This is a genomic window from Streptosporangium sp. NPDC023963, assembly GCF_040639135.1.
In the GTDB taxonomy this organism is placed as follows: domain Bacteria; phylum Actinomycetota; class Actinomycetes; order Streptosporangiales; family Streptosporangiaceae; genus Streptosporangium.
The window spans coordinates 1069624-1089880 of record NZ_JBEZZK010000002.1; the positions used below are offsets into that span (position 1 = coordinate 1069624).

A 20257-nucleotide genomic window follows, 5' to 3' on the forward strand; every position below is an offset into this window, starting at 1 on the left:
GTGAGAGGCGACACGCGCTCGTACGCCGCGGCCCGTAAGGAACGGGCCGCGGACATCGACCGCTGGCTGACGGACCTGGTCCGCACCGCGGTCGGCACGCCGTACGGGCCCAACGGGGGAACGACGAGAAACGACGAGCGCGGCGCCCTCGGCGGAGTCGCGCTCGTCGCGGTCGGGAGCCTTGGACGCTCCGAGCTCGCGCCGGGCAGCGACCTCGACCTGGTCCTGCTCCACGACGGGCGGGAGGACGTGGCGCGCGTCGCCGACCGCATCTGGTACCCGATCTGGGACTCCGGGACGGGTCTCGACCACTCGGTGCGGACGGTGGACGAGGCGGCCAAGGTCGCCAGGGAGGACCTCAAGGCGGTCCTCGGCCTGATCCAGGCACGGCACGTGGCGGGAGACCCGGAGCTGACCCGCTCGGCGCGCGAGATCGTGCTCGCCGAGTGGCGCGCCGACTCCCGCCGCCGCCTGGGCGAGTTGCGCGACGCCGCCGACAAGCGGGCGGAGGCGAGCGGCGAGCTGGCGTTCCTGCTCGAGCCCGACCTCAAGGACTCCCGCGGCGGCATCCGCGACGTGCAGGCGATGCAGGCCGTGGCGGCGGCCTGGGTCGCCTCGGCGCCCGGCCCCCGGGTGCGCGAGGCCTACGAGCTGCTGCTCGACATCCGGCACGGCCTGCACCTGGTGACCGCCCGCGGCGCGGACAGGCTTGTGCTCCAGGAACAGGACGCCGTCGCCGGGATGCTCGGCCTGCTCGACGCCGAGGCGCTGATGCGCAGGCTCGCCGAGGCCGCCAGGACGATCGGGCACTCCTTCGACGCCACCTGGCGCACCGTCGACCGGTTGCTGACCGGTCCCACCCCGCGTGGCCGCCGCCCGCTCGCCGACGGCGTCGTCGAGCACGGTGGAGAGGTCGTGCTCGCCCGCGGGGTCAACCCGCGCAAGGACCCGGTGCTGGTGCTGCGCGCCGCCGCCGCCGCGGCCGAGGCGGGCCTGCCGCTGGCGCCCGCCACGGTCACCGCGCTGGCCTCCCAGTCGCCGCCGCTGCCCGTGCCCTGGCCCGACGAGGCGCGTGACGCCCTGGTGGCGCTGCTGGGCGCCGGTCGCGCGGCCGTGCCGGTCTGGGAGGAGCTCGACCAGGCCGGGATCCTGGTCCGCCTGCTGCCCGACTGGGAGCGGGTGCGGCACCGCCCGCAGCGCAACCCGGTGCACCGCTACACCGTCGACCGGCACCTGATCGAGGCCGCCGCCGGAGCCGCCTCGTTCACCCGCGAGGTCTCCCGGCCCGACCTGCTGCTCATCTCGGCGCTCCTGCACGACATCGGCAAGGGGTACCCCGGCGACCACTCCACCACCGGCGCCGTCGTCGCCCGCGACATCGGGGCCCGGATGGGCCTGCCCCCGGCCGACGTCGACATCCTGGAGACCGTGGTCCGCCACCACCTGCTGCTGCCCGAGACGGCCACCCGCCGCGACCTGGACGACCCGGTGACGATCTCCCGGGTGGCCGAGGCCGTCGGCTCGCGCGAGGTCCTCGAACTGCTGGCGGCCCTCGCCGTGGCCGACGGCCACGCCACCGGGCCCGCCGCCTGGAACACGTGGAAGGCCTCGCTCGTCGCCGACCTGGTGCGCCGGGTCCGCTCGGCGCTCTCGGGAACCCCGCTGCGTCCCGCGCCGTCCCTCTCGGTGGAGCAGGCGTCCCTGGCCCGCCACGGCGGCGGCGCCGTGCGCGTCAACGGGGGAGCGGTCACCGTGGTCGCGCCCGACCGCGCCGGGCTGCTCTGGCGGGCGGCCGGAGTGCTGGCCGCGCACCGGATGGTGGTCCGCGCCGCGTCGGCCGCCTCGGCGGGGACGACCGCCGTGATCGAGTTCTCGGTCGTGCCCGAGTACGGCTCGCCGCCCGACCCCGCGACGCTGGAGGCCGACCTGCGCCTGGTGCTGGCCGGCCGCCTCGACATCGAGCAACGCCTGGCCAGGAGGACGAGGTCGATGCGACCGGCCCGGGTGCCGGTGGCGCCGCCGAGGGTGAACCTGGTGGACGACGCGTCCAACACCGCGACCGTCATCGAGGTGCGGGCCCATGACCGTCCGGGACTTTTGTGGCGGATTGGTAGAGCATTCGGTGAATGTGGCCTTGACGTACGGGCCGCCCGTGTGGAGACTCTCGGCGCAGAGGCGGTGGACGTCTTCTACGTGGTCGACAGAGCCGGCCGCCCGCTGACCGACGAGGTACAGCGGGCGCAGGTGCGCGATCAGGTGCTGGCTGCCCTGCGGTAACCGTAAAAAATCGGTCCCTCGTCGCCTTCGTAACGATTAAAGTCGCTATGTCGGTTTTGCCGATTCTTTCCCATGACCTTGTGGTCTGATGTTGTCCACTTGTGTCGCGATTGAGGGGTAGCGAGAGCGGTGACTACGGCGACATCCGAGAGCGGAGGTGCTTCGGCACCCGACCGCGGCAAGCGGCCTGCCGCCCGGTTCGGCTTGAAAAACTGGCGTGTCCGTTCGCGTCTGACGGCCCTGATCCTGGTGCCGACGGCGGTGGGCGTCGTGCTCGCCGGCACGCGCGTGGTGACCTCCGTGGACAGCGTGGCCGGGTACCAGCGGACCGCCACCGCGGCGGAGTACTCGGGCGGTCTTCGCGACCTGGCCCAGGCACTCGGGTTGGAACGTGACCGGGGCGCGTGGTCGTCGTTCCAGCCTTCGAACAAGGGCTTGAAGGAAAGCTCCGACGCGCAGCGCAAGACCGTGGACGCGCTGGCCAGGAAGGTGCGGCTGGAAGTCCAGGCGATCGACGACTCCTACGGCGCCCGGGTCGTCGAGGCGGCGAGGAACGTGGCCTACCAGCTGGAGGGCCTTCCCGAGCTGCGCCGCCTGCCGGGCATCGCCCGTGTGGAACGGTACAGTTCCATGATCGCCCCGCTGCTGACGCTCCACGAGGAGCTCACGCTGGTCAGCGACGACCCGGAGATCATCGGCAACACCCGCGCGCTCAGCGCCCTGGCGTACGCCAAGGAGGAGGTCTCCAAGCAGCGCGCCCGGCTGCTGGCCGGCTACTACGCGCCCTCGCTGATCAACCCGCAGGAGGTCGAGAAGTTCATCGCCTCCCGCTCCCGGATGGACGAGTACGAGGCGGACTTCGGCGTCGAGGCGAGCCCGGACAACGCCCAGCTCCTCGTCACCGCCCTGATCGACGAGCGGGTCCACCGGGCCGAGCTGATCAAGGCCAGGGTGATCGTTCTCGCCAGCAACCCCGCGCGCACCGGACGGCTGCTGTCCGACTTCAACGAGGTCAAGCAGTGGTTCTCGGACAACAGCGTGGTCCTCGACCGGATGCGGAAGGTCGAGACCCAGGTCGCCGGTGACGTGGTCACCCGGGCCAGGGACCTGGAGGACGCCGAGCAGCGCAACGCGATCATCACCGCCGGGCTCATCCTGCTCCTGCTCCTGCTGGTGCTCGGCCTCACGGTCGTCATCGCCCGCTCGATGGTGACGCCGCTGCGCCGCCTGCGCGCCGAGGCGCTGGAGGTGGCGAGCTTCCGGCTTCCCGAGGTCGTGCGGCGCCTGCGGGTCTCCGGCGACACCCGGACCCCCGACGTCGATCCCATCTCGGTCGACACCAGCGACGAGATCGGGGAGGTCGCCAAGGCCTTCGACGAGGTCCACCGGCAGGCCGTGCGCCTGGCCTCCGAGGAGTCCGAGCTCCGCTCCAACATCAGCGCGATGTTCGTCAACCTGTCGCGGCGCACGCAGACCCTGGTCGAGCGGCAGATCTCGCTGATCGACGGCCTGGAGAAGGGCGAGGAGGACGGCAGCCGCCTGGCCGACCTGTTCAGGCTCGACCACCTGGCCACCCGCATGCGCCGCAACTCCGAGAACCTCCTGGTCCTCGCCGGTCACGAGCCGACCCGCAGGCGGAGCCAGCCGGCCAAGCTCGTCGACGTCGTCCGCGCCTCCCTGTCGGAGGTCGAGGACTACGAGCGGGTCCAGGTCAAGGTGCACCGCACCATCTCGGTGGCGGGCAGCGCCGCCAACGACATCGTGCACCTGGTCGCCGAGCTGGTGGAGAACGCCCTGCAGTTCTCCCCCCGGGCCAGCCAGGTCGTGGTCTCCAGCAGCGTGATCGAGGGCGGCGGCGCGCTGCTCGCGGTGAGCGACCCGGGCATCGGCATGACCCACGACGAACTCGTCGAGACGAACCGCCGGCTGGCGGACCCGCCCGTCGTCGACGTCTCGGTGTCACGGCGCATGGGCCTGTTCGTGGTCGGCCGCCTGGCGCTGCGCCACGGCATCCGGGTCCAGCTGCGCCCGCAGGAGGGCGGCGGTCTCGTCGCCATGGTCCTGTTCCCGCCGGAGCTCGTCGTCCAGGCGGTCCAGCCGGTCCAGACCCCCTCCTGGGGGACCGAGCAGGCTCCCTCGCAGGACCTCTTCGCCCAGACGCCGGCGGGTCGCCCGCCCGTCCGGCAGCCCTCGTACGGGCAGCCCCAGCCCGGGTTCGGACACACCCACCCCTCGTTCGAGCAGGGACAGTCCCCGTTCGGGTCGAATCCCTTCGGGCAGGCCTCGTACGGGCAGACCTCGTTCGGACAGGAGGCTTTCGGTCAGGAGGCTTTCGGTCAGGAGGCGTTCGGGCAGGCGTCCGTGGACGTGCCCTCGTTCGGCTCCGCTCCGCCGTTCGGTGCCCCCCCGGCCCCGGGGGTCCCCTCCGGTCCGCCCGACGGCCCGGCCAGGAGCGGCCCGCCGCTGCCCAAGCGACAGGTCAACGGCAACGGCAACGGCAACGGCAACGGCGCTCCCGTCTCCGACTTCTCCGCCTGGAGCCAGTCCTCGTACGAGGACACGGCGGTGGGGGCGATGCCCGCGGTGGGCGTCTCCCCGCTCGAGGTCGAGCAGGAGGAGTACCTGCCCATCTTCGCCTCGATCGAGTCGGCCTGGTTCCGCCGGGCGGAGGAGTCGGGAGAGCACCCGGTCGCGGGGGGATCCCCGGGACGGGAGGCGTCTCCCGGAGCGGAGGGCGAGCCCTATGACGCGCCGGCGTGGGGGGAGGAGCCGACGCCCCCGACCGGCATGCCGGTGCGCGAGACGGTTCGCGACACACCGCCGGCAAGAGAGCGGGTGGAAGCGGTGGCGGCCGAGCCGGACAGTTGGAACACCCCCGCCGACGCCGGGTGGCGGGCCGCCCAGGCGGCGAGTGAGCCCGCGCTCGGCGGGGTGACCGCCGCGGGCCTGCCCAAGCGCACCCCCAAGGCGAATCTCGTACCCGGTACGGCCGCAGCCGTGCCGTCCAGCCCCATGCCGCCCATGTCACCGGACAGGGTGCGCAGCCGTCTGTCCAGCTTCCAGCAAGGTGTACGGCGGGGCCGTGCCGAAGTAGTCGATACCACCACCAGGAGCCTGGTGGACAAGGAGGAGGGCTCGTGACGATCCTGAGTCATGAGGCACGCAGGTTCGACTGGCTGATCACCGAGTTCGTCCGCGGCACGCCAGGTGTCGCGCACGCGGTGTGCGTCTCCGCCGACGGGCTGAGGATCGCCAGTTCCGAGGGGTTCCCCCCCGACCGGGCCGACCAGCTCGCCGCCGTCGCGGCGGGCCTGCTCAGCCTGACGGTGGGCGCCTCCCGCGTGTTCGAGGGAGGCGCCGTCACCCAGACGGTGGTCGAGATGGAGCGCGGCCTGCTGCTGGTCATGGCGATCAGCGACGGCTCCGTGCTCGCCGTGCTGGCCTCTCCCGACTGTGACATGGGGCTGGTGGCGTACCAGATGACCATGCTCGTCGACAGGGCCGGACAGGTGCTCACCCCGGCGCTCCGCGCCGAGCTGCAGTCCTCCCGGGGCCGGTAGTGACCGCGCGCACGCCCGGTGTCCTCACGGGAGAGGCTCGTGCTCGGGATTGACGGAACCGGGGACGACGAGCCCCTGTTCCGTCCGTACGCCGTCACCGGCGGCAGGTCGGAGCCGCGCTTCCACATGGCGATGGAGGCGCTGGTCTCCTCCTCCTTCATCATGGAGGAGGACCTGGCTCTGCTCACCCCCGAGCAGGATGCGATCATCAGGCTCTGCCGTTCGTACCGGTCGGTCGCCGAGATCTCGGCTCTGCTGAAGGTGCCGCTCGGCGTGGCCCGCGTGCTGGTGGCGGATATGGTCGACGAGGGCTTGGTCCGCATCCACCAGCCGCACCTCAACGAGGGACAACCGGACCTCAACATGCTCGAAAGGGTTCTCAGTGGACTTCGCAGGCTCTAGCCAGGGTGGCCTGACGTCAACGAAGATCGTTGTCGCGGGCGGGTTCGGCGTCGGCAAGACCACGTTCGTGGGGGCGGTGTCGGAGATCGTGCCGCTGACCACGGAGGCGGTGATGACCGACGCCAGCGCCGGGATCGACGACCTGGGGCTGACTCCTCACAAGACCACCACCACGGTCGCGATGGACTTCGGCCGCCTCTCGCTGGACCGTGACCTGATCCTGTACCTGTTCGGTACGCCGGGTCAGCACCGGTTCTGGTTCATGTGGGACGACCTGGTGCGCGGCGCGATCGGCGCGGTGGTCCTGATCGACACCCGGCGGCTGGCCGACGGCTTCCCGGCGATCGACTACTTCGAGGAGGCCAAGCTCCCCTTCGTGGTGGGTGTCAACGGCTGGAACGGCGAGTTCCCGCACAACGAGGAGGAGGTGCGCGAGGCTCTGACGCTGGCCCCGCACGTCCCCGTGGTGCGGACCGACGCCCGCTCCCGCGACTCGGTGAAGAGCACGCTGATCACCCTGGTCGAGCACGTGCTGCGGGTCCGCACGGCCTACGGTACGTCGGTGTAGTGACGCTTTTCCGTCCGGGGACGGGCCCGCGCTCCGCGGACCGTCCCCGGACGGGGTTTCGGGCCGTCCTCGGAGCGGGACGCGGTCCGGTGTCCGGCTCGCGCAGGGGGACCCGTCAGTCCGGGATCCACTCCTTCCAGGTGATCCTGTTCGCGTCGATCCACTTCTGGGCGGCCGTGGCGGGGTCGAGGCCGTTGCCCGCCATGTCGTTCGCCACCGCGTTCTGCTGCTCGTTCGTCCAGGAGAAGTTCCGCACCAGCTCGTAGGCCCTGCCCCCGGTGTCGGCGAACCGCCTGCTCACGATCTTGTCGAGCAGGTAGGGCGGGTAGTCGCACCGCACCTTGGCGGGGTCGGCGTCGCAGCCGATCGCGTACGGCGGGAGGTCGACCTTCGCCAGCTTGATCTGGGTGAAGAGCCACTGCGGTTCGTAGAAGTACATCAGCAGCGGGGTCCGGTCGCGGGTCGCCCGTTTCGCGGCGTCGATCAGCGCTTTCTCGCTGCCCGCGTAGACGACCCGGTAGTTGAGGCCGAGGTTGCGGACCAGGGCCTCGTCGTTGGTGACGTACGAGGGGTCCCCGTCGAGAAGCTGGCCTAAATTGCCGGATTTATCCGTTTTGAAGAGGTGGGCGTACCTGTTGAGCCGCTGCCAGTCGGTGATCCCGGGATACTCGTCCACCATCCACTGGGGGACGTACCAGCCGATGACCCCCCTGGTGCCGATCCTTCCCGCGGAGACCGCGACCTTCTTCTCCTCGATGTAGGTCCGCTTCAGCGCCTCCCGCCCCCAGTTCTCCACGATCACGTCCACCGTGCCCTTCTCAAGGCCCTCCCAGGACTCGGGCGGGGTGAGTTTCACCGTCTGCACCTGGTAGCCGAGCTCCTGGGTGAGCAGGCGGCCGATGACGGCGGCGCCGGCCTCGTAGCCCGCCCACTCGCTGAGGGCGATCCTCACGGTCCCGCCGGAGGCCGGGGGAGCCGGTGCGGCCGCCTCCGGCGCGTCCTGGCCGGTGCACGCGGCGAGGGAGACGAACAACGCGGTGGCCGCGCCGAGCGCCAGGAGACGGCGGGGGAGGGGCGGCCGGGGGAGGGGCAGGGCGCGGGCGGTCGGGCGGGAGCCGCGAACCTGGCTCGCGACGTCGCCGGATGTGGCCACGGTCTCCTCCAGGGCTCGCCGCCCGGATTCGGCGGGCCGGGGGTGCGGTGCGGGCTACGGATGTAGGGAGTCAAGATATGGCGTAAATATGGCGAATCACAATTTCGTGATCCCCCGGCGGCCGGGGCGCTCTCGTCGCGGGTTCCCGCGACCGCAGGATGGAACGATGCAAACGGTCATATAGGTCGCTAAATGCCCAATAAGGGTATCCGGAGGACCGAAAACGGGGTTCCAGTCGTAGGCGGAGCCCCGGGTCCGGTCCCTGTCCTGCCGGGGATACCGCATTTACCGAGCTGCGTTCGCTTGGCCCCACGGGTTGATATGTGCTCGAATTGCCGGGGACCATGGGAAATTCGGCCAGAGGTTCATCCACCGAGAGGGCAGCGTTCGGTGAGTCCACACGAGATCCACGACGCGGGCAGCCGCCTGCGCCCGCGGAACTGGCGGGTACGCCGGCGCCTTGTCGCGCTCGTCCTGGTTCCCACGATCGCCGCGGTGCTGCTCGGCGGTGTCCAGATGTTCGCCTCGATGCGCGCCGCGGGCGACTACCAGCGGGTCAACGACCTCGCCCGGCTCTCCGCCCACATCGGCACGCTCACCCACGAACTGGCCGAGGAACGCGACCAGACCGCCTGGTTCATCGCCCTGGGCCGCCCGGAGAACGGCGTGAGGAACGTGCGGGCCCAGATGGACCTGGTCGACGGCTCCGCGATGCGCGTCCGCGAGAGCGGCTCCCTGCTCGGCGAGGAGGTGAGCGGCCGTACCAGGGACGAGGTCGAGAGCGCGATCGGCCGTCTGGACGACCTCTTCCCGCTGCGCGAGCAGGCCCTGAGGTCGACGCTGCTGCCCGACGCGGCCATCGCCGCCTACTCCCTGCTCATCGCCGACCTGCTCTCCCTGTACGACGAGCTCGGCAAGGGCGGCGCCGACGACGTCCTGTTCGGCCAGGCGATCACCCTGGACGCGCTCGCCCGCGCCAAGGAGGCCATCTCCCTCCAGCGGGCGCTGCTGACAGTGGTGCTCGTGGCGGGCCGGTTCGAGCAGGGGCAGATGGAGCAGTTCCTCGGCGCGCTCTCCACCGAGCGCAGCGAGCGCAGGACCTTCGCCGCCGAGGCCGGAAGCCGGGACCGCCGGCTCTTCGACGAGACCGTCAACGGCCGCACCGCCGAACGCGCCGAACTCCTGCGCGAGCTGGTCCTGCTCCGCGCGGCCTCCGGCGTCCCGCTCAGGGGCCTGACCCTGGAACGGAAGGACGACGCCAAGGAGTGGTACGACGCGGCCACCGTCACCATCGGCCACATGCGCGAGGCCGAGGAGCGGCACGCCCGGGACATCGTCGCGCGCAGCCAGCGGCTCGGCGACGCCGAGCAGAGCCGCGCCCTGATGGTCGCCGCGGCCGTCGCCGCCCTCCTCGCGCTCGTGCTGGCGATCACCGTCGGGGTGGCGCGCTCGCTGGTCGTGCCGCTGAGACGGCTGCGCAGGGAGGCACTGGACGTCGCGGGGGAGCGGCTGCCCGCGTACGTCCAGCGGGTCCGCGAGTCGCGCGAAGGGGAGATCGTCGCCGACGTGCCGCCGATCGGGGTGGTGTCGCGCGACGAGATCGGCGAGGTCGCCAGGGCGTTCGACGAGGTCCACCGGGAGGCCGTGCGGCTGGCGGGCGACGAGGCCAGGTTGCGCGCCACCGTGAACGCGATGTTCGTCAACCTCTCACGGCGGAGCCAGAGCCTGGTGGAGCGCCAGCTCACCCTGGTCGAGCGGCTGGAGCGCGGCGAGCGCGACGACCAGCGGCTGGCGGACCTGTTCAAGCTCGACCACCTCGCCACCCGCATGCGCCGCAACAGCGAGAACCTGCTCGTCCTGGCCGGGCAGGAGGTGGCGCGGCGCTGGAGGCAGCCGGTCGAGCTGATGGACGTGGTCAGGGCCGCGCTGTCGGAGGTGGAGAACTACGAGCGGGTGACGAACCGGGTCCAGTCGGAGGTCGCCGTCGCGGGCCCCGCGGTGAGCGACGTGGTCCACCTGCTCGCCGAGCTGGTCGAGAACGCCGTCTCGTTCTCGCAGCCGGACACCAGGGTCACGGTGTCCAGCAGCCGGATCGACGACGGCGGCGTGATGGTCTCGGTGACCGACCAGGGCATCGGCATGACGCACGACGAGCTCTCCCAGGTCAACCGGCGCCTGGCCGACCCGCAGGACGCCGACGCCTCGATCGCCCGCCACATGGGCCTGTTCGTCGTCAGCCGCCTCGCGCTCAAGCACGGCGTCCGCGTCCAGCTCCGTCCCCAGGACACCGGCCTGACCGCGATGATCATGATTCCCGAGTCGCTCCTCGTCCTGCCGCCCCTCGCGGGACGGCCGGCCGGCTACCCGCAGCCCGCGGCAGCCTTCCCGGTGACGCCGGCCGGTGCGACCGGCCTTCCCGCCGGGGTGGTCGGCTTCCCCGCGGGGGCGGCCGGCTCCCCGTTCCCCGGTGACGCGGGAGGCTCGCCCGTTCCGCCGTTCCCGCACACCCCGGAAGCCGACGAGGACGATCCGGCCGCCCCGGTCCCGCGGGTTCCCCTGCTCGCGGCGCCCACGGCCACGCAGGCACCTCCCGCGGCGAGGCCGGCGCTGCCCTCGCGGGTCAGGCCGGAGGCGACCGCGCGGAGCGTGTGGAGCCCGCCCGCGGAGCGGAGCCGCCCGCAGGGGGAGCGCGGGGATTTCCCGCAGCCGCCCGGCGGCCCGTTCGGCCGCCTTCCCGGTCCGCTCGACGGCTCGCCCGGTTTCCTCGACGGCCTTCCCGCGCAGGGCGAGACCGGGTCGCCGTCCGGTGCGGGGACCTCGGCGGAGCGGGAGGACGACTTCCTGCCGATCTTCGCCGCGGTCGAGTCCGCCTGGTTCAGGACCGCCGCTCCTGCCCCCGATCCCGGTGCGCGGACGGCCCGCCCCGAGGCGGGTGCCGCCTCCGGCGACTCCTCCGGGCCCGTTTCCGAGGACGACTCCTCCTCCGGTGACCCCGCCTCCGAGGGCTCCGTTTCCGAGGATTCCGGTGACCCCGCCTCCGAGGGCTCCGTTTCAGGGGACTCCGGTGACCCCGCCTCCGAGGAGCCCCGGGCCGAGCCCGAGCCGTGGACCTCGCCCGGTGACCTCGGCTGGCAGGCCGCGCAGGCGGCGAGCGCTCCCGTGCTCGGCGGTACGACCGAGGCCGGCCTGCCCAGGCGCACCCCCCGGGCCAACCTGGTCCCCGGCTCGGTCACGCCGCCCGTGCGGTCCGAACCGTCCCCGGCGCCGGCGACGGACAGGCCCGCCCTCTCGCCCGAGCGGGTGCGCAGCCGCATGGCGAGCTTCCAGGAGGGCGTGCGCAAGGCCCGCAACGAGCTTCCGAAGCGGGAGGAATAGCGTGCGGGCCGGCAACCGGGACCACGGGCGCGAGCTTCGCGACGGTCACCCCTCCTCCCGGCAGGAGGGGTGGGACGAGCGGTGGGACGACACGCCCCGGTACGGCCTCCCGGCCGAGCCGGCGGGACACGGATGGCCCGCGGCGCCGCCCGCGCGCGGTTCCGGGGCGGAGCCGCCGGGATACGGCTCCCCGGAGGAGCCGTCCGGGTTCGGGACCCGGCGGGAGGGGCGCCTCGGGTACGAGCCGGAGCATGACGAGCCGGCCGAGGAGGAGAGCGCGCTGGTCCGGATGTACGCCGTGACCGGGGGACGGGTCGTGCCGAGTTCGAAGCTCGCCATGGAGGCGCTGGTCTCGACCACGACCACGACCCCGCTCGGCCTGTCCTACATCCGGGAGTACCGCTTCATCAGCGATCTGTGCCGCAGCATCCGCTCGATCGCGGAGATATCCGCTCTCCTGGGTGTCCCCCTCGGCGTCACCCGCGTCCTGGTCTCCGACATGGAGTCCGAGGGCCTGGTGCGGATCCACCATCCCCGGGTCACCGCGGCGGGTCCCGGGCCCGACCTGCTCGAACGCGTCCTCAACCACCTCAGGGGCTGAGGTCCCGCCAGGGCTGCCTCGGAGCAGGGGCGACCGCGCCGGTTTCGCGCGAGAGGGGGCGGGGGAGCCCGCGCCGGTCTCGCGCGAGGGAGGTGGGAGCCCGCGTCAGTTTCCCGCGAGCCACCAGCGGGCGGCGACGAGCTCGGCCACCAGGGTCTCGGTCAGCAGCGCCACGTCGGGGTCGTCGTCGTGGCGGTAGCGGACGGAGGCCCTGGCGCCGGGAAGCTCACCGCCGACGGCCAGGACGGTGGAGCCGCGCTGCCCGATCCAGTCCATGGCCTGCTCGTCGTAGCGGGAGCCGGGGAAGAGGATGGCGCGGTAGTCGAGGGTCTTGGTGAGGTAGACGTCCACGTGGGCCCAGTCGCCGGTCTCGCACGCGTCGGCCGCTCTGCGCGGGCCCTCCCGGAACATCAGCGCCGACTGCTCGGCCGAGGACAGGTGCTCGGCGGGAGCGATCGTGTAGACGCCGTGCGGGCCGTCGAGCAGCGCCGCCGCCTCCTCCAGCCACTCGTCGCGGCGGTCGAGCAGGTCGGCGGTGGCCTCGGCCGTGCGGCGGAGCAGCTCGGGCATGTCCCGGCCGAAACCGCCGGGTTCGTCCCCGGCCGGGACCCGCCCGCCCCAGCCGGGGACGGTCAGATGACCGCCGAGTGCCAGGAGCAGGGCGAGGGTGTGCTGGAAGGTCCGGCAGGAGACGCCGCCGCGCTCCTCGCCCGCCACCATCGGGACCACCAGGTCGGCGCCCTCGGTGACGGCCGAGTCCGGGTTGTTGGTCAGCGCCAGGACGAAGGACCGGCCCCGGTGGCGGGCCACCGCGTCCAGGGTCTCCCGGCTGCCGCCGGTGGCGGAGATGGCGACCACCAGGGTGTCCGGGCTCGGCGGGTAGGACAGGGCGGCGGAGGCGTACTCGGCCACCGCGTCCACCCCCGCGGCCCGCAGGCGCAGCGCGGCCACCCGGGCGGCGTAGCGGGAGCTGCCCATGCCGAGGAGGAGCACCCGCCGGATCCCCGAGGGGATCCCCGCGAAGGGGTCGCCCGCCTCCAGGGCGTCGGCCAGGGCGGCCAGCGCGGCGGGCTTGGCCTCCAGATCGGCGAGGTACAGCTCGGGGATCACGGTCTCTCCTTCGTCGGGTTCGTCGGTGTCGGGTCCGTCGGGTTCATCGGTGTCGATGGGTTCGTCGGTGTCGGGTCCGTCGGGTTCATCGGTACCGGGACCGCAGCACGCCCATCGGGGCGTAACGCCAGCGGGGCAGGTGCCTGGCCGCGTAGACGAGCTCGCGGCACTCCTGCTCGATCTCGAACGGGCGCAGCAGGGAACGGTCCAGGAGCGCGGCGTGGCCCCGTTCGGCCAGCCGCCCGAGGTAGGCCGGCTCCAGGGTGGCGCGGGCCGTGGCGGACCAGCCGGCGATCACCTCGGGGTCCGCGCCGCGGCGCCTGATCGCGACCTGGCCGACGTGTTCGAGGCTCGTGGTGAGCTGGGCGAGGTCGCGGGCCGCGGGCTGGAAGGGGTCGGCGCCCGCGACGGTCGGGTTGCCGTCGAAGTCGATCACCGCGTAGCCGTCCCGCCAGCGGAGGATCTGGCCGACGTGCAGGTCACCGTGGATGCGGATCAGCGGGGTGGCCCCCACGGAGGCGAGGGGGGCCAGCTCGGCGCGGAGCGCGCCGGCGCGCTCCGCGAGCCAGTCGCCGTCCTCGCCGCCGGTCAGCGCCAGCGCCTCCTCCAGCGCCTCGCCCGCCCGAAGCGACCACGGGCTCTCTCCCGCCCGTACGGCGTCCGCGTGCGTCACGGGGTCGGGGAAGGTCTCGGACGGGGTCGCCATCGCCGCGTGCAGGTCGGCGGCGAGGACACCCAGGCCGGCGGCGAAGGAGGTGCCGCCGGAGACGGCCTCGTCCACGCACCACTCCCAGCCGTCCGCGGCGCCGGGCAGATACGCGGTGACGAGGGCGAGCAGCAGCTCGGAGCCGTCGCCGGCGCGCCGGGAGACGGACGCGTACGGCGTGGCGGTCGCGGTGAAGCCGACCGACGTCAGGTGCGCGAACACGTCGGGCGCGGGCGCCGGGAGCGGCGCGGGCGGGGTGAGCCATTTCACGACGACCCGCTCGCCGACGACCACCGAGTGGTTGGTCTGGTCGACCCCGACCCCCCGTTCGGCGCCTCGGACGCCCTCGCCGGTCGATGACAATTGAGTGTCGATTGAGAAAAGAGTAGTGATCGGCTCGGGGAGCGGATGGAATCGGCGGACGTCGAATGGAGCCGGGACATCGCAGGTCAGAGCCGCGATGAGCTCACTGGTCCGCCCGTCGCCGGCCTGGGGAACCGTGTCGAGCCGGTCCCAGATTGAAGCAGGATTTAACAAACGGACCAAACTTTCCAGGGGTGATGTCGGGGGAAGTCTTGCTCAAGTTAATGTTGACTGCAACACTCCTGCTTTGGTCTGCCGTGTCCCTAACGGCCGGTCTACCCCAATTACACTGAATTCTGAAGGAGTAGCGGCCGTGTCCCGCACTCGGTACACCCGTCGTCTTCCGGCCGCCGCCCTGGTCGCCGGTCTCGCGCTCGCAGTCTCGGCCTGTGGCGGTGAGGCCGCGGACACCGCCGCCGCGCCCGCCGCCAGCGCCTCGTCGGCGCAGCTCAACCCCAACGCCGACCTTTCCAAGCAGAGCGTCACGATCTCCGTCTGGGCCGGCTACACGCCCGAGGACCTGCCCCAGCGGGTCAAGGACAACCTCAAGACCACCCTCAAGGTGACGGAGCACGCCACCAACGAGGACATCATGGCGAAGCTCACCAGCGGTGCCGACACCGGCCTCGACGTGGCCTTCGTCTCCGGCCAGTACGCCCAGGCCCTCAACGAGGCCGGGCTGCTGGAGCCGCTGCACCCCGAGCTGATCCCCAACCTCGCGAACCTCTACCCCGAGGCCAAGGAGCTGTCCTACGACAAGGGCAACGTCTTCTCGGTCCCCTACACCTGGGGCACCACGGGCATCTGCTACCGCACGGACCTGGTGAAGACGCCGCCGACGAGTTGGAACGATATTCTCAACCCGCCGGCCGAGGCGCTCAAGAAGGTCACCATGATGACCACCGAGCGCTGGCTCGCCCTCCCCGCCATCAAGGCGCTCGGCTACTCGGTCAACACCAGGAGCGACGAGGAGATCGCCAAGGTCAAGGAGAAGCTCCTGGAGGCCAAGCCGAAGCTGCTCAGCTACGACGACACCACCTTCGGCGAGAAGCTCAAGACCGGCGAGGCCGTGATGGTCGAGGCGTGGGACGGCTGGTGCCCGACCACCGAGAAGAACATCAAGTTCGTGATCCCGAAGGAGGGCAGCGACCTGTGGGTGGACACCATGGTCGTGCTGAAGTCCTCCAAGAACAAGGAGGCGGGGCACGCCTTCATCAACTACATCCTGGACCCGAAGGTCCACGGCTGGGCCGCGGAGAACATCCTCTACAAGGTCCCGAACAAGGCCGCGATGGACGCGATGGACCCCAAGCTCAAGGCTGACAACGCCCCGCTGCAGATGACGCCGTCCGACCTGCTCAAGGGCGAGTCGATCATCGACCTGGGCGAGGACTCGGTCAAGTTCGGCCAGCTCGCGTCCGAGGTATCGGCGAAATAGTGACACGTTCCACCACCGTTTCCGGCGCGTCCGCGAGATCGCGGGCGCGCCGGTCGCGTGCCCTGGGAAGGCTCGTCTTCCTGGGGCCCGGCCTGACGTACCTGCTCGTCCTCCTGCTGGTACCGCTGGCCCTGCTCCTCAGCTTCACGATCTTCCGCAGGGGCCGGTTCGGCGGGGTGGTCTACGAGGTCACCGGCAAGAACTTCGCCCGGTTGCTCGACCCGCTCTATCTGGACGTCGTGCTCGGCTCGCTGAAGCTGGCCACGATCGCCACGCTGATCGCCCTGCTGGTCGGCTACCCGACGGCCTATCTGATCGCCCGGCTCCCGCGGAAGTGGAAGACGATCGCCCTGGTGGCGATCGTGCTGCCGTTCTGGACCAACTTCCTGGTCCGCATCTACGCCTGGATCATCCTGCTGAGCGGTCCCGGCCTGGTCAACAGCACCCTGATGGACCTGGGGCTGATCGACAAGCCGCTGGAGCTGCTCTACAACCAGGGCACCATCGTCACCGGCCTGGTCTACTCGTACCTGCCGCTGATGGTCCTGCCGCTGTACGCGGCGATCGAGAAGCTCGACCCGCAGCTGCGCGAGGCCTCGGCCAACCTCGGCGCCTCACCGGTCCGCACGTTCGCGTCGGTGACGCTGCCGCTCACCCTGCCGGGCGTGTTCACCGGCTGCCTGTTCGTCTTCGTGCCGAGCTTCGGCAACTTCATCATCCCCGAACTGCTCGGCGGCGGCCGTTCCGTCATGGTCGGCAACCTGATCAGGGACCAGTTCCTCAAGGCGCGCGACTGGCCGTTCGGATCCACCCTCGCGCTGGCGCTGATCGCCGTGCTGATCGTCCTGCTGCTCCTGCAGGCCTGGAGTGCCCGACGTGCGTAGATCACGCCTGCTGTACGTCCCCTTCTGGGCGGCCTACGTCTTCCTCTACACGCCGATCGTCGTGCTCGTCGTGATGTCGTTCAACGCCGGCGAGTCCCCCTACGTCTACGAGGGCTTCAGCCTGGACTGGTACGGCGTCCTCGCGCAGAACGCCAAGATCCGCGAGGGGCTGGTCAACACCCTCGTCGTGGCCGCGGGCTCCACCGTGCTGGCCACGGTGCTCGGCACCCTGCTGGCGGTGGGCCTGGCCCGGCACACCAGGTCGCGGGCGCTCGACGCGCTGGGCGTGCTGCCCGCGGTCCTGCCCGACCTGGTGCTCGCCATCGGGCTGCTGGTGTTCTACGCCACCGTCAAGGCGACCCTCGGCCTGCACTCGGTGCTGCTGGCCCACACGGTGTTCGGCATGGCGTTCGTGACCGCGGTGGTCCGCACCCGGCTCGCCGGAGCCGACACCTCCCTGGAGGAGGCGTCCAGGGACCTGGGCGCGACGCCCTTCACCACGTTCCTGCGGGTCACGCTGCCGCAGCTGGCGCCGGGCATCACGGCGGGCGCGCTGCTGGCGTTCACCCTCTCGATCGACGAGTTCGTCATCGCGTACTTCACGGCCGCGCCCACCACGCCGACCCTGCCCATCGTCATCTACTCAATGGTCCGCTTCGGGGTCACCCCCGAGATCAACGCGCTGGCCACGCTGCTGCTGCTGGTGAGCTTCACCGCGGTGATCGTGACCCAGCGGATGACCCGACTGACGGAGTCGCTGTCCTAATGCTGAAGATCACAGGTGTCAGCCGCCGGTTCGGCGACGTCACGGCGCTGTCGGACGTCTCCCTGGAGATCCGGCAGGGCGAGTTCTTCGCGCTGCTCGGCCCCAGCGGCTGTGGCAAGACGACGCTCCTGCGGATCCTGGCGGGCTTCGAGTCCCCCGACGAGGGCTCCGTCACGCTCGACGGCGAGGACCTGCTCGGCCAGGCGGCCCACCGCCGCCCGGTCAACCTGATGTTCCAGTCGTACGCCCTGTTCCCGCACATGACCGTGGCGAAGAACGTCGCGTACGGCCTGGAGCGGGAGGGGCTGGGCCGGGCGGAGGTCCGCCGCCGGGTCGGCGAGGTGCTGGAGAAGGTCGGGCTGGACACCATGGCCGGGCGCAAGCCGCAGCAGCTCTCCGGCGGCCAGCGGCAGCGGGTCGCGCTGGCCCGCGCGATCGTGAAGCGGCCGCGCCTGCTGCTGCTCGACGAGCCGCTGTCCGCGCTGGACAAGAAGGTGCGCGCGGAGATGCAGCTGGAGCTCAAGCGGCTGCAGAACGAGGTCGGCATCACCTTCGTCGTGGTCACCCACGACCAGGAGGAGGCCATGTCGCTCGCCGACAGGATCGCGGTCTTCAACGCGGGCTCGGTCGAGCAGGTCGACGCCCCGGTGGAGCTGTACGAGCGCCCGCGCACCCCGTTCGTCGCCGACTTCGTGGGGGCCAACAACATCTTCCCCGGCAGGGCCTGCTCGGTCGGCCTGGCCAGCGACGGGCTCGGCGTGCTTCCCGGCGTCTCGAACCTGCCCGACGGCACGCCCGCGCTGCTCGCCGTACGGCCGGAGCGGCTCAAGCTCGGGACCGAGGGGGTACTGCGCGGCGAGGTCGTCGACGTGAGCTTCTTCGGCGGCGTCTCGCACGTGTCGGTCCAGGTGAGCGGGCGCCCCACGCCCGTCCTGGTGGCCACCCCCGGGGCCACGCAGGTGCGTGCCGGTTCCCCCGTCGCGCTCGGCTGGGCGGACGGGGACGGAGTGCTGATCCCTCAATGAGAAGACTTGAGCGGGTTGTTCGTCGCGGTCCTGGCGTAGTCGAGGATGAGCTCCGCCGCCTCCTGCGCGCCGATCACCGGGTGGCGGGCCGTTATGCGGTAGCCGTACGCGTCCTCGAGCGCGACGAGGTTGCGGGCGATGGGCAGCGAGTCGCCGGACAGCCTGAAGGTCTCCAGGGCGGCCCCGGTGTCGAGGATGCTCTGGTAGAGCGCGACCTGGCGGTCGTAGAGCGTGGTCAGCAGGAGCGCGTACATCCTGTTGCGGGCCGCGGCGCCGCCGAGCTCGTTGAGCAGCCGGACGTCCGGGTCGTCCGGGCCGTGCGGCAGCCCCGAGCGGATGGTCACGACGAGCTTCTCCGCGGGGTCGCGCATGCCGCTGATCCGCTTGAGCCTCTGCTCGTAGAAGCGCTCCATCCCGGCGTGGTGGGCGTCGACCAGCAACTCGCTGAGGCGCGGGTAGTGGTAGAGGACCGCCCCGGAGGTGAGACCGGCCTCCTCGGCGACGTGGTTGAGATGCACCCCCTCGGTGCCGTGCCGGACGATCGCCCGGTGTGCGGCCGCGATGAGATCCAGGCGCCGGTCCGCCCGTCCCTTGCGCGTCATATTCCCCCGCTCGTTGAAAACCACGCTCTGTGCCGGGGTCCATAGTGACCGTTTCCCGGCGTTTTTACCAGCCGAGAATTGAATCATTCTTCAAAAGCCGCAACCCCCTAGACGCAAGGAGGCGTGATGTCTCTCACGATCCTGTTCATGCCGGAGAGTGCCTACGGGCCGACGAACAACTGCATCGGCATCGGTGACATTCTTCGTAAGCGCGGACATCGAGTCGTTTTCGCAGCTGAGGCCTCCTGGAAGGGGAAATTGGAGGCTCTCGGATTCGAGGAGGACCTGGTCGATCTCGCGCCGCCGTCCGAGGAGGAGCAGGACGCCGGGCAGTTCTGGAAGGACTTCATCAGGGACACCGCCCCCGAATACCGGAAGTCGACCCTGGAACAGCTGGAGACGGTCACCAAGCCGATCTGGGACGCGCTTATCGACGGCGCCAAGTACTGCGAGCCTCAGCTGAAGGCGATTATCGAGCGCGTCCAGCCGGACGTCATCGTCGAGGACAACGTCATCACCTTCCCGGCGCTGCTGACGGCGGGCAAGCCGTTCGTGCGGATCGTGTCCTGCAACCCGCTGGAGGTGCGCGGCGAGGGCGTCGCGCCGGTCTTCTCCGGGCTGCCCGCCGACGACCGCTCCGAGTGGGGCGCCTTCAACGCCGAGTACGACCGCACCCACCGCGAGATCTGGACCGCCTTCAACGAGTGGGTCGTCGAGCAGGGCGCCCGCCCGCTGCCGGACCTGGACTTCATCCACGAGGGCGACCTCAACCTGTACGTCTTCCCGGAGATCGCCGACTACACCGACGCCCGGCCGCTGGGCGACTCCTGGCACCGCCTGGACTCCTCGGTGCGCGAGACGGAGGGCGGCTTCGAGCTCCCCGCGTCGCTGGCCGGGCAGGAGGGGCCGCTGGTCTACTTCTCGCTGGGCTCGCTCGGCTCGGCGGACGTCGCCCTCATGCAGCGGGTCATCGACGTGCTGGCCACGACCCCGTACCGCTTCATCGTCTCCATGGGGCCGCTGCACGAGGAGATCAAGCTGGCCGGCAACATGTGGGGCGCCGAGTTCGTGCCGCAGACCAAGATCATTCCGATGGTCGACCTGGTCATCACGCACGGCGGCAACAACACCACCACCGAGGCGCTGCACTTCGGCAAGCCGATGATCCTGCTGCCCCTGTTCTGGGACCAGTACGACAACGCGCAGCGCGTCCACGAGCTCGGCTACGGCGTGCGCCTGGCCACCTACGCCTTCTCCGACGAGGAGCTGACCGGCGCGCTGGAGCGGCTCCTGGGCGACACCGCGCTCCGCGAGCGCCTGGCCGCCGCGGGCGAGGAGATCCGCGGCCGGGACGGCCTGCGCAGGGCGGCCGACCTGATCGAGCGGGCCGGCGCCTGACGGCTCCCCGCATCACCACGACGAGGGAA

Annotated in this window: 16 protein-coding genes; 12 read left to right on the forward strand and 4 right to left on the reverse strand. The window is 71.3% G+C overall.

Annotation, left to right across the window (positions count from 1 at the left end):
- The 5 genes from AB0F88_RS10695 to AB0F88_RS10715 all read left to right on the forward strand — a co-directional run bounded on the left by AB0F88_RS10695 (position 1) and on the right by AB0F88_RS10715 (position 6807).
- The gene (locus AB0F88_RS10695) at positions 1-2277 is read left to right on the forward strand and encodes a [protein-PII] uridylyltransferase (protein ID WP_362680235.1); all 2277 of its coding nucleotides are present in this window, start codon (positions 1-3) and stop codon (positions 2275-2277) included.
- A gap of 204 nt (positions 2278-2481) precedes the next feature.
- The gene (locus AB0F88_RS10700; protein ID WP_362680238.1) at positions 2482-5418 is read left to right on the forward strand and encodes a nitrate- and nitrite sensing domain-containing protein; all 2937 of its coding nucleotides are present in this window, start codon (positions 2482-2484) and stop codon (positions 5416-5418) included.
- A 5-nt stretch (positions 5419-5423) separates the two neighbouring features.
- Positions 5424-5837: a roadblock/LC7 domain-containing protein gene (locus AB0F88_RS10705; protein ID WP_362680631.1), complete on the forward strand. Its 414-nt coding sequence runs from the start codon at positions 5424-5426 to the stop codon at positions 5835-5837.
- 39 nt (positions 5838-5876) lie between these two features.
- Positions 5877-6239, forward strand: a complete 363-nt coding sequence (locus AB0F88_RS10710; protein ID WP_362680241.1) for a DUF742 domain-containing protein — start codon at positions 5877-5879, stop codon at positions 6237-6239.
- Positions 6220-6807 (forward strand): ATP/GTP-binding protein, encoded by a 588-nt coding sequence (locus tag AB0F88_RS10715; RefSeq protein ID WP_362680244.1) that lies wholly within the window; start codon positions 6220-6222, stop codon positions 6805-6807. The genes AB0F88_RS10710 and AB0F88_RS10715 overlap by 20 nt, the downstream gene beginning before the upstream one ends.
- A gap of 115 nt (positions 6808-6922) precedes the next feature.
- Here the strand turns inward: AB0F88_RS10715 and AB0F88_RS10720 are convergent, their stop codons facing one another.
- The gene (locus AB0F88_RS10720; protein ID WP_362680247.1) at positions 6923-7960 is read right to left on the reverse strand and encodes an ABC transporter substrate-binding protein; all 1038 of its coding nucleotides are present in this window, start codon (positions 7958-7960) and stop codon (positions 6923-6925) included.
- 390 nt (positions 7961-8350) lie between these two features.
- On the opposite strand from AB0F88_RS10720, the gene AB0F88_RS10725 reads away from it, so the two are divergent.
- Both AB0F88_RS10725 and AB0F88_RS10730 read left to right on the forward strand, forming a co-directional pair.
- Positions 8351-11335: a nitrate- and nitrite sensing domain-containing protein gene (locus tag AB0F88_RS10725; RefSeq protein WP_362680250.1), complete on the forward strand. Its 2985-nt coding sequence runs from the start codon at positions 8351-8353 to the stop codon at positions 11333-11335.
- 1 nt (position 11336) lies between these two features.
- Positions 11337-11936 (forward strand): DUF742 domain-containing protein, encoded by a 600-nt coding sequence (locus AB0F88_RS10730; RefSeq protein WP_362680252.1) that lies wholly within the window; start codon positions 11337-11339, stop codon positions 11934-11936.
- Between the two features lie 105 nt (positions 11937-12041).
- On the opposite strand, the gene AB0F88_RS10735 is transcribed toward AB0F88_RS10730, so the two are convergent.
- Together AB0F88_RS10735 and AB0F88_RS10740 are read right to left on the reverse strand one after the other, a co-directional pair.
- Positions 12042-13046 carry an SIS domain-containing protein gene (locus AB0F88_RS10735; RefSeq protein WP_362680255.1) on the reverse strand — a complete coding sequence of 335 codons (1005 nt, stop codon included), beginning with the start codon at positions 13044-13046 and terminating at the stop codon, positions 12042-12044.
- An 85-nt stretch (positions 13047-13131) separates the two neighbouring features.
- Positions 13132-14115 carry a hypothetical protein gene (locus AB0F88_RS10740; RefSeq protein ID WP_362680258.1) on the reverse strand — a complete coding sequence of 328 codons (984 nt, stop codon included), beginning with the start codon at positions 14113-14115 and terminating at the stop codon, positions 13132-13134.
- A gap of 313 nt (positions 14116-14428) precedes the next feature.
- On the opposite strand from AB0F88_RS10740, the gene AB0F88_RS10745 reads away from it, so the two are divergent.
- From AB0F88_RS10745 to AB0F88_RS10760, 4 genes are read left to right on the forward strand one after another with little or no spacing between them, the layout of a single operon-like run.
- Positions 14429-15553, forward strand: a complete 1125-nt coding sequence (locus AB0F88_RS10745; RefSeq protein WP_362680261.1) for a spermidine/putrescine ABC transporter substrate-binding protein — start codon at positions 14429-14431, stop codon at positions 15551-15553.
- Complete coding sequence (locus AB0F88_RS10750) at positions 15553-16437, forward strand: ABC transporter permease (protein ID WP_362680264.1); 885 nt, start codon at positions 15553-15555, stop codon at positions 16435-16437. Before AB0F88_RS10745 ends, AB0F88_RS10750 begins: the two co-directional genes overlap by 1 nt.
- Positions 16430-17203: an ABC transporter permease gene (locus AB0F88_RS10755; protein WP_362680267.1), complete on the forward strand. Its 774-nt coding sequence runs from the start codon at positions 16430-16432 to the stop codon at positions 17201-17203. Before AB0F88_RS10750 ends, AB0F88_RS10755 begins: the two co-directional genes overlap by 8 nt.
- Positions 17203-18228, forward strand: coding sequence for an ABC transporter ATP-binding protein (locus tag AB0F88_RS10760; RefSeq protein ID WP_362680270.1), 1026 nt, complete (start codon positions 17203-17205; stop codon positions 18226-18228). Before AB0F88_RS10755 ends, AB0F88_RS10760 begins: the two co-directional genes overlap by 1 nt.
- Here AB0F88_RS10760 and AB0F88_RS10765 read toward each other — a convergent pair.
- Entirely contained in the window at positions 18222-18830 is a 609-nt protein-coding gene (locus AB0F88_RS10765; protein ID WP_362680273.1) for a TetR family transcriptional regulator, read from the reverse strand. The genes AB0F88_RS10760 and AB0F88_RS10765 overlap by 7 nt on opposite strands.
- Before the next feature lie 126 nt (positions 18831-18956).
- Here AB0F88_RS10765 and AB0F88_RS10770 point away from each other — a divergent pair, with 126 nt between their 5' ends.
- Positions 18957-20228 (forward strand): glycosyltransferase, encoded by a 1272-nt coding sequence (locus AB0F88_RS10770; protein WP_362680276.1) that lies wholly within the window; start codon positions 18957-18959, stop codon positions 20226-20228.
- Positions 20229-20257 lie beyond the last annotated feature (29 nt).

Coding starts and splice junctions, on each gene's coding strand:
- AB0F88_RS10765 (WP_362680273.1), bottom strand. CDS start 18,830: ATGACGCGCAAGGGACGGGCGGACCGGCGCCTGGATCTCATCGCGGCC.
- AB0F88_RS10760 (WP_362680270.1), top strand. CDS start 17,203: ATGCTGAAGATCACAGGTGTCAGCCGCCGGTTCGGCGACGTCACGGCG.
- AB0F88_RS10770 (WP_362680276.1), top strand. CDS start 18,957: ATGTCTCTCACGATCCTGTTCATGCCGGAGAGTGCCTACGGGCCGACG.